Below are 13,055 nucleotides of genomic sequence, written 5' to 3'. Positions count from 1 at the left end.
AGTGGCACCGACCCCCGACGTCGAAGAACCACGTCAGGATCGGCAGTGCCATGCAGCAAGTTCCCAAGCCACGCCCCGTCGAGACCCTTCCGGAGGCTTCCGGCGGCGACCACGCGCTCGCCGCGCTGCAGCGCGCCGTCGAGGCCGGGCTGATCGGGCATCAGCCGCTGGTCGAGCGGCTGATGATCGGGCTTCTGACCGGCGGCCACCTGCTGATCGAAGGCCCTCCCGGTCTTGCCAAGACGCGGGCCGTGAAGCGCCTCGCGGACGGGCTGGAATCGTCCTTCTCACGCATCCAGTGCACGCCCGACCTGATGCCGGCCGACCTCACCGGAACCCAGGTCTTCCGCCCGGAGAGCGGCGTCTTCGAGTTCGTCGAGGGGCCGGTCTTCCATTCCCTGGTCCTGGTCGACGAGATCAACCGCGCGCCGCCGAAGGTGCAGTCGGCGCTGCTCGAGGCGATGGCCGAGAACCAGGTGACGGCGGGCGGGGTGACCTACAAGCTCCCCGAGCCGTTCATGGTCGTCGCCACCCAGAACTCGATCGAGCACGAGGGCACCTTCCCGCTGCCCGAGGCGCAGCTCGACCGCTTCCTGATGCATGTGCTGGTGCACATGCCGGATGCGAGTTCGGAGCTCTCGATCCTCGACCTCGTCGAGCGCGAGGCGAGCGGCGCCGCGCCCAGCATGCCGCATCCGGTCACCGCCGCCGCCATCGTCGCGGCGCGCCGCGCCGCCGCGCAGGTCCACCTCGCCCCGGCTCTCAAGGATTATATCGTTCGCCTGGTAATGGCGACGCGCGAGGAACAGCCGGCGCCGGAGATCCGCCGCGCCATCGAGCATCCGGTGTCGCCGCGCGGCACGCTGTCGCTTGCCGCCTCGGCGAAGGCGCGCGCCTATCTCCACGGCCGCGACTACGCGGTGCCGGAGGACGTGGCGGAACTCGCGCCGGACATCCTCGCGCACCGGCTGGTCCCGACATGGCGGGCGGCGGCCGACGGGGTCACGGCCCGCAGCCTCGTTACCCGCCTGCTCGACATCGTCCAGCCGCTCTGATGAGCCGCATCCTGCCGGAACCGGCCACCACCGGCGCCGAGGTCGACGCGGACGAACTGTTCCGCCTCCGCCACCTCGTCCGCCACATCCCCGAACGCGGCCTCGCCCCCACCGGCAGGCCCGGCGGCTTTGCCGGCAAGCGCCGCGGCAACGGGCTGGAGATCGTCGACGTCCGGCCGTTCTCGGAAGGCGACGACATCCGCCATGTCGACGCCGCCGCGACGGCGCGCACCGGCCGGACGCATGTGCGCACCTTCCGCGACGAGCGGGAGAAGACTGCCCTCCTCGTCGCTGATTTCCGTCCCGCCATGCTCTGGGGCACCCGCGGCCGGCTGCGCTCGGTCGCCGCCGCCATGGCGCTTGCGCTTGCCGGCTGGCGGGTGATCGAGGCCGGCGGCCGGGTCGGCATCTTCGCGATCGGCGCGGGCGCGCCGCTCTACGTCGCGCCGCGGGGCCGCGAACGCGGCATGGCCGCCGTCGCCGGCGGCCTGGCACGCGCCCATGCGGATGCGATTGCGGCAGCTGCCGGCGGACGCTCCGGCGACCCGACCCTCGACACGGCGCTGGAGGCCGCGGTGTCGCTCGTGCCCCGCGAGGGCACGCTATATCTGGCGACGGGGCTCGACACGCCGGGGCCGGAATTCGACCCGCTGATGTCCGCCCTGCGGCGCCGCGCCCGGCTGGTCGCGCTGCTGGTGCGCGACCGCTTCGAGACGGCCCCGCCGAGGGGCGCCTACCCGTTCCTGTCGGGCGCTGGCTCGACGCTGCGCTGGGCTTACGTCACCGGCCGCGACACGTCCGTTTCCGCTTCCGACCCGCGCCTTGCGCGGCTCGAGCGCCTGGGCGCCGAGGTCCGGACGATCGACGCCGATGCCGAACCTGAGGCGATGGCGCAGTCGCTGGTTGAATTCGCGAAGGGCTTCGATGCCGGCCGATCCTGACCTGATCGCACAGTTGCGGCCGCTGCGCCTGCCGCCCGAATGGCAGGCCTTCGCCTGGGCGGACGTGTTCGCCGCCGCGGCGCTCGGCATCCTTGCGGCGCTGCTGGTGCTGCTCCTGCTTCGGCTGGCGACGCGCCGGCGGGAGACGCCACTGACCGTCGCCCGGCGCGAACTTGCCGGGGCGCGAGGCCTCTCCGGCGAAGAGCGGCTGTTCCGGCAGGCCGTCCTCCTCGATCGTCTCGCCGCGGAGCGCGGACGGGGGAGCCGCCGGCCGGCACGCGCCGACAGCGCGCTGACGCGGGCCCGGGCCAGCCTCGCGGATTCGCTGTACCGGCCAGGCGCCGCGGCCGATCCTGACGCGATCGACGCCGCCATCCTCGCCTTCGCCGGAACGCTTCGCCGATCCGGCCAGGGAGCCTGATCATGTGGAGCTTCGCGTTCCCTTACGCCTTTCTGCTGCTGCCCCTGCCGCTGCTGGCACTCCTGCTGCTGCCGGCGCGCCGCGCCGCCACCGGCGCCCTGATCGTCCCCGACTCGATCGCCGAGCGTCTCGCGGCCGGGGCCGCCGACGGGGTGCGGGCCCGTGCCCGGCGCCTCCTGCCGGCGCTGCTGTGGCTGGCGCTGGTCGTGGCGCTCGCCGGCCCACAGCGGCTGGAGCCCGTCGCGGCGCTGCCGACCACCGGCCGCGACATCGTCCTGTCGATCGATCTTTCCGGCAGCATGGAGAAGGAGGATTTCACCCTCGACGGCGCGCCGGTCACCCGCCTCGACGCGGTCAAGCGCGTCGCGTCCGGCTTCGTGCGCAGCCGCGCCGGCGACCGGGTCGGGCTGGTGATCTTCGCCGAGACCGCCTATTTCGCGGCGCCGCTGACCTTCGACGTCGAATCCGTCGCCCGCACGATCGAGGAGGCGACGATCGGCATTTCCGGCCGGTCCACCGCGATCGCCGACGGGCTCGGCCTGGCGATGAAGCGGCTGGAGCGCTCCGATGCGGCCTCGCGCGTGGTGATCCTGCTCTCCGACGGCGCAAACAACGCCGGCACCGTGCAGCCCGACGACGCCGGGGCGCTGGCCAGCCGGCTGGGCGTGCGCGTCCACACGATCGCGCTCGGCCCCGAAGACCTCGAAACCGCGCCGCAGTCGCGCGACGCCGTCGACACGGCGACGCTCCGCTCGATCGCCAACGAGAGCGGCGGCGAGACGTTTCGCGTCCGCACCACCGCCGACCTCGAGAGGGTGACTCGGGCGATCGACGCGCTGGAGACCAGCGCCTTCGACCGGCCGGCCGCCCAGGTATATAGAGCCTACTGGGTCTATCCGGGTGTGCTGGCGCTGCTGCTGGCGATCGGCCTGATCATCGGCGGAAGGCGCCTGGCATGAGCGACGTTCTGGGTTTCATGCTGCTGCGGCCCTACTGGCTGCTCGCCTTGCCGCTGGTCGCGCTGATCGCCACCATCGTCGCGCGACGCTCGCGCGGCCTCGCCGGCTGGGAGCGCGCCGTCGACCCGAAACTACTGGCAGCGATGCAGAAGCTCGGCCGGATCGTGCCGGGCGCCGCGCGGCGGGCCTGGCTGCCGATCCTCGTCGCCACCCCGATCGTGCTGGCCCTCGCCGGACCCGGCGTCCGGGACGGCGATCCGCCGACCTTCCGCAATCTCGACGGGATCGTCCTCGCCGTGGACGTCTCCCGCTCGGTCGCCGAAGGCGGCGAGATGGACGACGCCAAGGCGGCGGCGCAACTGGTGCTGCAGAGCGCCGGCTCGCGGCCGGTCATGCTCATCGTCTATGCCGGCGAGGCCTTCGTTGCGACGGCGTTCACGACCGATCCGGAAGCCCTCGGCTCGACGCTCGCGGTGCTCGACGCCGAGACCGTGCCCGCCCCCGGCAGCCGCCCCGACCGGGCGCTGGCACTCGCCCGCCGGACGCTGGAAGAGGCGGAAATCCTCAGTGGCGACGTGGTGCTGGTCACCGACGGCGACGGCATCGGCCCCGCCGCCTTCGCCGAGGCCGAGGCGATGCGGGAGGCCGCCATGCACGTCTCGACGATCTTCGTCGAGCCAAGCCTCCGCCCCGGCGACATGCCGGTGCCCGATCCCGACGGCCTGCGCCGCCTGGCCGAGGCCGGCGACGGCTTCCATGCCGCGGCCAGCGCCCCCTGGGCGGTGGCCGACGGCATCGGCCGGCGGGCGGCGAGCCGGCTGGAATCCAGCGACTACGCCGTGCTGTTCGTCACCGACTACGGCCGTTACCTCCTCGTCCTGGCGCTGTTCCCGGCGCTAGCACTGTTTCGCAGGACGAGCTGAGATGGCCCGCTTCCTCCCCGTGGCGTTCCTCGCTCTGGCCTTCGTTGCCGCCATGATCGCCGGCCCGGCACCCTTCGCCCGTCTGGCGCTGTCGGCGGGCGTGCCCGGCATCGCGGCACGGCTCGCCGACGACCCGGTCACGCGGGGCATCGCTTTGTTCGAGGCCGGTGACTACGCCGCCTCCGACGATGCGTTCCGCGAGGCCGGACGCTCCGCGACCTTCAACCGCGCCATGTCGCTCGCCGCCCTCGGGCGCTACCCCGAGTCCGTCGCCTATTTCGACGCGGTGCTGTTCCTCGATGCGACCGATGCCGACGCGCGTTTCAACCGCGATCTCGTCGCCCGCTTCGTCGACCCGATCATCGGCGAGGCCAACACGATCGATGGCATCGCCGCGACCGCCGACGCACCGACGTCCGATGCCGCCGTGCCGCAGCAGGCGGCGCCCAGCACCCTGACGCTGGCCGAGCAGCGCTCGGTGGTGCGCCCGCGCACCGGCCAGGCGGTTGCCGCCAGCGAAGCCTGGCTGACCACCCTTCCCGACGATCCCGGGCTGTATCTGAAGCTCCGGCTGCAGGCCGAGCAGGAGCGGCGCCTGGATCTCGGCCTCGCCAACCCGCCGGAGGACACCGCATGGTAGGTCTTGCGCTGCGGACGCTGTTGCTGGTCCTTGCCCTCGCCATGCCGGCCGCCGCCGCGCCGGAAGTCGCGGCGCGCGACGCCCGACTGACGGTGGAGATCGATCCGCTTCCGGCGACGCCCTTCGAGGGCGAGATGATCCTGATCACGGTGCGCGGCCTCTACGACGTCACGGTCGGCCTGGAGAGGCTGGTGCAACCGGATCTGCGCAATTTCGGCTGGGTCCAGCTCGGCCGCGACAGCTGGACGACGCAGCGGATCGAGGGTCGCCAGCTCACCGTCTACGAGCGGCGCCTGGCGCTCTATCCGGAGACCGCGGGCGACCTGACCATCGCGCCCTTCATCCATCGCCTGACGCTGGTCGCCGCGAACGGCGAGCGTTTCGTCCACGACGTCGTGTCGCCGCCGGTCACCGTGAAAGTGGACCCGCGTCCCGCCACGATCGGCGGCTGGTGGCTTCCGGCCCGCTCGCTGACCTACAGCGACGAATGGGACCGCGACCCGGCGATGCTCGCCAACGGTGAGACGGCGACCCGCACCGTGCGGATCGAGGCGACCGGGGTTCCGGCGAACGCCCTGCCCCCGCCGCCCAAGATGCTGGCGCCGTGGCTCATTTCCTTCATCGCGCCGGAGCAGCGCAGCGTGGAGCTGACCGAGAACGGCCCGGTTTCGACCGTCGTCTGGAAGTGGCGGATGCGGCCGGTGTCGTCGGAGCCCGGCCGGCTGGAGGCCTTCCACATCCCCTGGTTCGACACCTCCAGCCGCCAGATGCGCGACGTCGTGCTGAACTCCCAGCGCATCGCCTTCGCCGCGATGGCCGAACCGCCGGCCAGCGGCGTGGCGGGCTTCTTCGTCGCCAATGCCGCGCTGCTGGCGGGCGCTGGCAGCTTCCTGGCGGTGCTGGCGCTCGGCCTGCCGGGCCGCCGGCTGCGCAGCCGCGCTGAACTCGCGAGACTCGTCCGGCGCGTCCTGCCGGACCGCGACGCCCGGATGCTTCGCCGCGCGGCGCGGCGCGGCGACCTGCCGGCCTCGCGCAGGGCCGCCAGTGGCCTGGCGGCGCGCTCCGCCGGCGCGCAGCGCGCGGCGCGCCGGCAAGCCCTGTTCGCGCTGGACCGGCATCTCTACGGGCGAGAGCCTGCGGCCGCCGGGTTCGACCTCAAGGCCTTCGTGCGTTCCATGCTGGGCCGCCGCCCGACCGCGGGAGAGCGTCCGGCGAAGTGAGCGAGCCGACGCGCGGCACCCCGGCGCGTCAGTCCTTTTCCATACCGGACAAGGGCCCGGCCCGTCGTCGCCGCGCGAAGCGGATCAAGAGCACCAGCAGCAGCGCGACGCCCACCGCGCCGATCGCCCAATGCTCGACCGGGCCGAGACGTCCCATCACCGCCTCGATCGACCGGCTGAACAGATAGCCGAGCGAGACGAAGGTCGCGGCCCAGGTACAGGCGGCCACCGCATTCACCGCGACGAAGCGCCAGGCGGAGACATCCGTCGTCCCGATCGCCACGGGGCTGACGGTGCGCAGCCCGTAGACGAAGCGGAAGCCGAAGATGAACAGGTTCGGATAGCGTTCGAATGTCCGCAGCGCGCGCCGGAAGCCGGGCCGTTCGCGGATCCGCCGCACCAGGCGCGTGTCGCGGTAGCGTCTTCCCAGCGCGAAGAATATCTGGTCGGCGATGAACGATCCCGCCGCGGCGGCGAGGACCGCCGGCCCGAAGCCGAAGAACCCGCGATGCGCCATCAGGCCGCCGAACACCACGACCGTCTCGCCCTCGAGGCCGGAGCCGACGAACAGCGCGGCGAGCCCGTAGTGGGCAATGAGGTCGGCGAGATTCACCCGAGCGGTGTCCTCTCCAGAGAGGGCCGCAGCGGCGGACGGTGGCGGGCGCCACCCCGCCGGCTATTCCGGCCGGACGACGTTGGACCTATCATGAGGGCGGACGATAGCGGGACCAACCGGAACAGGCGCAGGACATGACCGCAGGCATTCATCACGTGAGCGCGATCGCCGGCCCGGCCGCGCGCAACGTCGCGTTCTACACGACGGTTCTCGGCCTTCGGCTGGTCAAGAAGACCGTCAATTTTGACGATTCCGGCGCCTACCATCTCTATTACGGCGACGAGACGGGCACGCCCGGCAGCCTCATCACCTTCTTTCCCTGGGAGAATGTCGCCCCGGGCCGCCTCGGCATCGGCGAGACCCAGGAGACCGCGTACCGCGTGCCGCAGGGCGCCATCGGCTACTGGACGCACCGCTTCATCGACAAGGGCGTCGACCACCAGCCGCTGGAGCGGCGCTTCGGCGAGACGGTCCTGCCCTTCCGCGACCCCGACGGGACCCGCCTCGCCCTCGTCGCGGTGCCCGGCATCGAGGCCGAGCCGGCCTATGCGGATGGCGGGGTGCCGGCCGAGCACGCGCTTCGCGGCCTCCACTCCGTCAGCCTGCTGCTGGAAGAGGTAGGCCCGACCGGCGCCATCCTGACGGACGTGCTGGGCTTTGCGCAGACGGCGAGCGAAGGCTTCTTGACCCGCTACCAGAGCGGCGCGACGGTGGGCGGCATCGTCGACATAAGGGCGGTCGGCGACTTCCTGAAGCCGCGCCAGGGCGGCGGATCGGTGCATCACGTCGCCTTCCGGGCCGCCGACGATGCGGCGCAGGCCGCGATGGTGCGCCGCCTCGTCGACAACCACGGCATCGACACCACCGAACAGCAGGACCGCAACTATTTCCGCTCGGTGTATTTCCGCGAGCCGGGCCACGTGCTGTTCGAGATCGCCACCGACATTCCCGGCTTCACCATCGACGAGACGCCGGCGGAACTCGGCGGATCGCTGAAACTGCCCGCCCGGTTCGAACCCTTCCGCCAGCGGATCGAGGCGGCCCTGCCGCCGCTCCACCCCGGCCGAACCGGTGGAGGGGTCCGATCGGCGTTCGAGGATGTCGCGGATGCCGATTACGGCGGATCGGACTGAGCGCTCGACGTCACCGGCCCGAAGCGCCGTGCTGCCGTAAGCAGCGACGCCCTGCTCACGACGCTCGGACCCCGCGCCTCCCAAGGCCTTTTGTCGGAGGTCCGCGGCCGAAGCGACTGCGGACCCTGACGCGCGACGCCGTCTAGAACTGCCACCGCAACGTGGCCTGCACCGCATTGGCCGTGACGTCTTCGGCGAACTGCCCGAGATAGGAGACGCCGAGGCTGGTCCGCTCGCTGAGCTCGAGGTCGGCGCCGACCTCCACCAGTGCGGTGTTCTGCGCCAGCGGCGTGCCGAACACGGTGAAGTCAGCCGCCGGGGCGCTCCGGAAGGCCAGCTGAGCGACGGGAGTGGTGTCGCCGAAGGCGTACTGCCAGGTCAGCGAGGCATTGGGCTTCAGCGCCATGCCGTTGGGAAGCTCCATCGCCGTCGCCACCCGCAGGCCGAGCGACGAGTAGCCGACATCGCTCGAGCTGGACCCTGCGGTCAGACCGGCAGCCGCGCCCGTCTCGGTGAAGCCGTCGGTGTGCAGATTGACATAGGCGAGCCCGGCGAAGGGCTCCAACGCCAGCTGCCCCAGGGCGAAGCCGTAGCCGACCTCGGCGAAAGCCTGCGCCGTGCCGCCGTCGTATTCCGCCTCGGCCTCGTCGGCATAGCCGGGATAGGCGATGGTCCGCGAGGCGTCGATCTGGTTGAAGGCATAGCTGGCGCCGAGCCGCAGGTTCCAGGGGCCGTAGCCGGTGCCGGCATAAAGCGCCAGCAGCAGGCTGTCGACGTCCGAGGAACTCGCCAGCGCATCGACGTCGGCACTGGACCGGGTGTAGCCGATGGCCGCGCCGACCAGCCAGTTGTCGAGCTTCACGTCGGCGCCCGCGATGATGCCGTCGATATCGGCATCGACGTCGGCAATGTCGCTGCCGCCGTCATGATCGCTCCAGCCGCCGAACGCCTGTCCCCAGACCGTGCCGTCGAAGGACGGCACGGCCTGCGCCGGCGCCATCATCGGCGACGGCGCGCCGTAGGTGGTGGCGGGGCCGTAGGCAAGCGCCGGGCCGCCATTGGCCAGCGCCGCCATCGGACCGGGCGCGCCGGCATAGCTTTCCTGGCGCAGGCGCCCGAGCAGCGCCTGGCGGGTGTAGAGGCCGTCGCCGATCAGCACCGATTGCTGGCTTGCATAGGTTTCGCCGGACAGGGCGTTCAGCGCGCCCGGCAGTTCGCCGGCGGTGAGGCTGTAGAGCGGCGCCAGCGCCGCGGGAAGCCCCGTCAGCATGCCGTTCGTCGCGGTGTTGATGTAGCCGTCGAGGGAGGCGCCCACGGCGTTCTGGTTCCGCGTCAGGCCCGGCAGGCCGGCGATATCGGCGGTAAGGCCGAGCGTCACCGTTGTCGCGCCATAGTCGAGACTGGCCTCGAACAGCGCCGGCAGGCCGGTGATGGTGACCCTGTCGAACGTCCCGGTAATCCCCTGCGTCGCGCCGAGGATCGTGTAGCGCTGCGCGAAATCGAGGGTCTGGAACGAGGCGCCCAGCGCACCGGCGAGCCGGGCCGTTCCGGTGATCCCGAGCAAGTCGTTGCCGGAGTCGAGCATGCGAACGTTGAAGGTGCCGGCCGCGGTCTGCACGAAGGTGCCCCCGAACAGATGCGTGATGGCGATGCCGCTCCCGGAGACGCTGATCAGGCCGCTGTTCTCGAAGCGCTTCTCGAGGCCCGCCGTGGCGGCGATCCGCCCGTCGATGACGCCCTCGTTGACGATGATCGTGCCGAAACTGTCCGGCCCGGTGCGCAGGGCGTCGGCGACAGCCGGCGCATACAGGATGCCCTCATTGAGCAACGTGCCGTAGCGGCCGTGCATCTGCGCCGCGGCGCCGGCGATGCCGGTGGCGGTGATGGTTCCGGTGTTCTTCAGGACGCCGTAGGTCTCGCCGCGCATGCCAACGCCGCCATTGCCGCTGACCTCGATCGTGCCGCTGTTGATGATGTCCTCGCCGCGGCGGCCCGAGAGGACGGCGGCATTGTCGGCGGCGGAAATCAGCGTGCCGGTGTTGCGGGTCGGATTGTAGATCCCGGGAATCGTTGCGAGATAGCCGTTGATGCCGTTCGCGTCGACGTAGATGCCGACGACATTGTCGCCGTAGGCGGAGTTGGACGACACGACCGCGCCGGGGATGTCGATCTGGTGCCAAGTATGAAAGCCCAAGGCGTCGACATGCATCACGGCGGGATGCACGACGCCGTTCGCGGTGACCCAGTTGACCACGAGGTTGTACTCGCCGGGCTGGCCAGCGCCGGTGATCCCCTCGAAATGCGTCGCGACCGCCCCCGGATGGTCGTAGGTCCGGTAGGTGCCGGTGGCCATGTCGTAGATGTAGCCGTGCTCGGCGTGGAGCACGCCGTTGACGAACAGCTCGCCATAGCCGCCCGCGATCATGTCACCATAGATGCCGTAGGCGGTGGTGCTGATCGCGCCCGGGATGTTGTTGGTGGTGTAGGTGCCGGCGTTGATGTCGTAGATGAAGGCGTTGCCGGTCGCCAGGCGGGTGTCGTAGTTGCCGACCACGTGGTTGCCGAAGACGCTGTGCGCGATGGTGAATTCGGTATCAGCGCCAGGAAAGGCCAACCCGGTGATCTGCTGGCCTGGCAGCGCGGCGCCATCATAGAGATAGCTGAGGTCGAACGGGTTGGACGCCTCGGTCTTGTAGCTTCCGACCACGCGCAGCACGCCGTCCGGGTTGCCGAAATGCGGCCCATAGGGCGAGGAGCCGATGGCGCCGGGATAGTTCGCGCCGTTGGCCGTGGCTTGCGGCATTGGCGACCAGAGCTGCGTCCCGATATTGTAATAGAGCCCGCCGGTCTGGCCGCTCGCCGGAAGCGTGTAGTTGCCGACGACGTTGTCGCCGCGGATGCCGGTGAGGAACGTGCCGTTGGTGCCGAAATTCAGCGTCTGGTAGGGCGTCGGTCCGTGCGACACGACGCCCTGGGCGAAGGCGGCCGGCGTCAGGGCGGTGCTGCCCAGCGCCAGGGCGACGAGTCCCAGCGAACGTGCCCGCGACACGTCGTGACGAAGCGATCGGATTGTCATGGCTTTTCCCCACCGCCCTGATGCAGGACGCGAGGGAAAATTAGCCGTCTAAGAAGAAAATAGCGACGTCAATCCGCGGTGGATTCGTGGCGCAATTCCGGTTTTTCTGCGGCACGACATAAATACCATAGCTTGCGCTCACAGAGCCGATGTGGCCGGAGCGCAACCGCAGGGCGTGGCGGTGTGGAGGCGCGGCCGTCCCGCGGTCAGGAGGCCGTAAGCGCGGCGGCGTCCTCCGCCCTGCCCGCGACGGTCTCGCGATCGACGAAACGGTCCGCCACCGCGGCGCCGCCGATCATCGACGCAAGCCCCACCAGCGACGACACCGCCAGCACCGCCCCGCCCGTCAGACCGGCGCCGATGGTGCAGCCGACGGCGAGGATGCCGCCGAAGCCCATCAGGACGGCGCCCACCGTGTAGCGCAGGATCGACGGCGTCCCGGGCTCGGAAAACGTCACCACCCGGAAATCCCGGAAGGCGACCGCAGCGAGGAAGGCCGCGACCAGCGTGCCGATCAGGACGCCCTGGTCGAGACCGGCAAAGGCATCGGGACTGATCGCCAGCGCGCTCGTCGTCGCCAGTGGCCGGATATAGGAGAGGCTTTCGGCCTGGATCGGCTCGAACACCTGCAGCGACAGCGTGTAGGTGAAGTACCAGCCGGCGACGATGCTGACGCCGACGCCGACGCCGCCGAGGATTCGCCAGGGCGAGACGCGGGCGATGGCCGCCAGGCCGGCCGCGGCGAGGACGAGGACGGCGCCGATGGCAAGGCCTGCCGACTGCCCGAGCCCGGCATGGGCCAAGAGGTCGTTGCCGCCGATCGCCGCGGTGCTCCACAGGCCGCCCGCTGCGTCGCGCAGCGGCACCAGCAGGCCGGCATAGGTGGCATAGCCGGCGACGGCGATCACCAGCGCCACGTACAGCGCCCGCAGGTTGCCGGAAGCGGCCAGGATCAGCATGCGCGAGACGCAGCCGCGCGCCAACACCATGCCGACGCCGAACAGCGTGCCGCCGATCAGCGCGCCGGACAGGCTCTGCGCGGTCGAGAAGAACCGCGTGTCGCGAACGTCGAGATAGCCGTAGCTGAGGAGTAGCTGGACGCCCAGCACCGCCGCGGCGAAACCGGCCGCCCAGGTGGCGAGCGCGGCGAGGTCGCGCCGGCGCGTCAGATCCAGCACCGCCGAGCGGGTGCAGAAGGCGCTGCGCTGCGCGAAGAAGCCGAACAGGCCGCCGACGACGACACCGCCGACAAGCGCCGTGGCATTCTCGCCGATGGAGTCGATCAGGGGAATGAAGTCCATGGCGCGAGGATCCTGCCGGTTGCCGGTCCGGCGAAGATATGCGGATAAGCGAATATGTTCAGGCCATGGAAGTGCCCTGACCCTGGGGTAAGCGAACCAGTTTGCTGCCGCTGGTCCCGATCTTGGATTCTGGTTCCATGGTCGCGCCCAAGGCGCTAGGGCATCGGCAGCCGGGCCGCCGCTACACACGTCAGCCCAGCCCAGCCCCTCAGGGCTTCACGATGGCGAAGCCCTCCTCGTCGAGGCGGATCAGTTCGGCCACGCCGGCCTCCACCACTTCGGCGAAGGGCACGATCTCCGGCCGGGTGCCTTCCTCGCGCTCGAGCGTGTCGAGCGTGTTGCCGCAGGCGACGAAGGCGACGTTCGGCATGCTCTGGTCGAACGAGGTCAGCCGGTCCATCACCGGCGTCTTGTCGGGCCGCAGCATGGTCATGGCGGGGCCGTAGACGACGATGCGGATGTCCACCTCTTCGGCCTTGTCGGAATAGAAGCGCGAGACGTTGGCCGCGATGTCGAGCGCCGAGCGCATCGCCGCCTCGTCATCGTCGGAAACCTGCAGCGCCAGACGGTGCGTGACGAAACCGCCGTCGTCCTCGGCCGGCTGCGCCGCGGCCGGCGTCGCCGCCAGCGGCAGCAAAGGCATGGTCGCCAGGGCAAGGGCAAGGCCCGCGGCGGCCATAGCCCGCCGCACGGACCGGCCCGTCGGAAGGCGACGATGGAATTCGGACATGGCCAGCTACTCCCGTTGCGGCGGACCGCAAGCGCACTGC

General features: G+C 70.9%; 12 protein-coding genes. 8 read left to right on the top strand and 4 right to left on the bottom strand.

Going from position 1 to position 13,055, the window contains the following annotated elements; all coding sequences use genetic code 11:
• Positions 1-50: 50 nt before the first annotated feature.
• From LXB15_RS05895 to LXB15_RS05865, 7 genes are read left to right on the top strand one after another with little or no spacing between them, the layout of a single operon-like run.
• A complete protein-coding gene (locus LXB15_RS05895) occupies positions 51-1,055 on the top strand; it encodes a MoxR family ATPase (protein WP_233951629.1) in 1,005 nt (334 codons plus the stop codon).
• Positions 1,055-1,996 (top strand): DUF58 domain-containing protein, encoded by a 942-nt coding sequence (locus LXB15_RS05890; RefSeq protein ID WP_233951627.1) that lies wholly within the window; start codon positions 1,055-1,057, stop codon positions 1,994-1,996. The genes LXB15_RS05895 and LXB15_RS05890 overlap by 1 nt, the downstream gene beginning before the upstream one ends.
• Positions 1,980-2,417, top strand: a complete 438-nt coding sequence (locus LXB15_RS05885; RefSeq protein ID WP_233951626.1) for a DUF4381 domain-containing protein — start codon at positions 1,980-1,982, stop codon at positions 2,415-2,417. Before LXB15_RS05890 ends, LXB15_RS05885 begins: the two co-directional genes overlap by 17 nt.
• Positions 2,418-2,419: 2 nt before the next feature.
• Positions 2,420-3,376 carry a VWA domain-containing protein gene (locus LXB15_RS05880; protein WP_233951624.1) on the top strand — a complete coding sequence of 319 codons (957 nt, stop codon included), beginning with the start codon at positions 2,420-2,422 and terminating at the stop codon, positions 3,374-3,376.
• Positions 3,373-4,299 (top strand): VWA domain-containing protein, encoded by a 927-nt coding sequence (locus LXB15_RS05875; protein ID WP_233951623.1) that lies wholly within the window; start codon positions 3,373-3,375, stop codon positions 4,297-4,299. The genes LXB15_RS05880 and LXB15_RS05875 overlap by 4 nt, the downstream gene beginning before the upstream one ends.
• Position 4,300: 1 nt before the next feature.
• A complete protein-coding gene (locus LXB15_RS05870; protein ID WP_233951621.1) occupies positions 4,301-4,939 on the top strand; it encodes a hypothetical protein in 639 nt (212 codons plus the stop codon).
• Positions 4,933-6,159: a hypothetical protein gene (locus LXB15_RS05865; protein ID WP_233951620.1), complete on the top strand. Its 1,227-nt coding sequence runs from the start codon at positions 4,933-4,935 to the stop codon at positions 6,157-6,159. Before LXB15_RS05870 ends, LXB15_RS05865 begins: the two co-directional genes overlap by 7 nt.
• A gap of 28 nt (positions 6,160-6,187) precedes the next feature.
• On the opposite strand, the gene LXB15_RS05860 is transcribed toward LXB15_RS05865, so the two are convergent.
• Positions 6,188-6,772 carry a DedA family protein gene (locus tag LXB15_RS05860; RefSeq protein WP_233951619.1) on the bottom strand — a complete coding sequence of 195 codons (585 nt, stop codon included), beginning with the start codon at positions 6,770-6,772 and terminating at the stop codon, positions 6,188-6,190.
• Between the two features lie 137 nt (positions 6,773-6,909).
• On the opposite strand from LXB15_RS05860, the gene LXB15_RS05855 reads away from it, so the two are divergent.
• On the top strand, positions 6,910-7,908 hold the full coding sequence (locus tag LXB15_RS05855; protein ID WP_233951617.1) for a ring-cleaving dioxygenase: 999 nt from the start codon (positions 6,910-6,912) through the stop codon (positions 7,906-7,908).
• A gap of 142 nt (positions 7,909-8,050) precedes the next feature.
• On the opposite strand, the gene LXB15_RS05850 is transcribed toward LXB15_RS05855, so the two are convergent.
• The 3 genes from LXB15_RS05850 to LXB15_RS05840 form a co-directional block, all read right to left on the bottom strand.
• A complete protein-coding gene (locus LXB15_RS05850; RefSeq protein ID WP_233951615.1) occupies positions 8,051-10,984 on the bottom strand; it encodes an autotransporter outer membrane beta-barrel domain-containing protein in 2,934 nt (977 codons plus the stop codon).
• A 206-nt stretch (positions 10,985-11,190) separates the two neighbouring features.
• Positions 11,191-12,285: a YeeE/YedE thiosulfate transporter family protein gene (locus tag LXB15_RS05845; protein ID WP_233951614.1), complete on the bottom strand. Its 1,095-nt coding sequence runs from the start codon at positions 12,283-12,285 to the stop codon at positions 11,191-11,193.
• A 208-nt stretch (positions 12,286-12,493) separates the two neighbouring features.
• The gene (locus LXB15_RS05840) at positions 12,494-13,015 is read right to left on the bottom strand and encodes a DsrE family protein (protein WP_233951612.1); all 522 of its coding nucleotides are present in this window, start codon (positions 13,013-13,015) and stop codon (positions 12,494-12,496) included.
• Positions 13,016-13,055: the final 40 nt, after the last annotated feature.

Source organism: Aurantimonas sp. HBX-1, from assembly GCF_021391535.1.
GTDB lineage: Bacteria > Pseudomonadota > Alphaproteobacteria > Rhizobiales > Rhizobiaceae > Aurantimonas.
This window is presented reverse-complemented; position numbering and strand designations above follow the sequence as displayed.

Coding starts and splice junctions, on each gene's coding strand:
- LXB15_RS05890 (WP_233951627.1), top strand. CDS start 1,055: ATGAGCCGCATCCTGCCGGAACCGGCCACCACCGGCGCCGAGGTCGAC.
- LXB15_RS05845 (WP_233951614.1), bottom strand. CDS start 12,285: ATGGACTTCATTCCCCTGATCGACTCCATCGGCGAGAATGCCACGGCG.
- LXB15_RS05885 (WP_233951626.1), top strand. CDS start 1,980: ATGCCGGCCGATCCTGACCTGATCGCACAGTTGCGGCCGCTGCGCCTG.
- LXB15_RS05880 (WP_233951624.1), top strand. CDS start 2,420: ATGTGGAGCTTCGCGTTCCCTTACGCCTTTCTGCTGCTGCCCCTGCCG.
- LXB15_RS05895 (WP_233951629.1), top strand. CDS start 51: ATGCAGCAAGTTCCCAAGCCACGCCCCGTCGAGACCCTTCCGGAGGCT.
- LXB15_RS05840 (WP_233951612.1), bottom strand. CDS start 13,015: ATGTCCGAATTCCATCGTCGCCTTCCGACGGGCCGGTCCGTGCGGCGG.
- LXB15_RS05875 (WP_233951623.1), top strand. CDS start 3,373: ATGAGCGACGTTCTGGGTTTCATGCTGCTGCGGCCCTACTGGCTGCTC.
- LXB15_RS05850 (WP_233951615.1), bottom strand. CDS start 10,984: ATGACAATCCGATCGCTTCGTCACGACGTGTCGCGGGCACGTTCGCTG.
- LXB15_RS05855 (WP_233951617.1), top strand. CDS start 6,910: ATGACCGCAGGCATTCATCACGTGAGCGCGATCGCCGGCCCGGCCGCG.
- LXB15_RS05870 (WP_233951621.1), top strand. CDS start 4,301: ATGGCCCGCTTCCTCCCCGTGGCGTTCCTCGCTCTGGCCTTCGTTGCC.
- LXB15_RS05865 (WP_233951620.1), top strand. CDS start 4,933: ATGGTAGGTCTTGCGCTGCGGACGCTGTTGCTGGTCCTTGCCCTCGCC.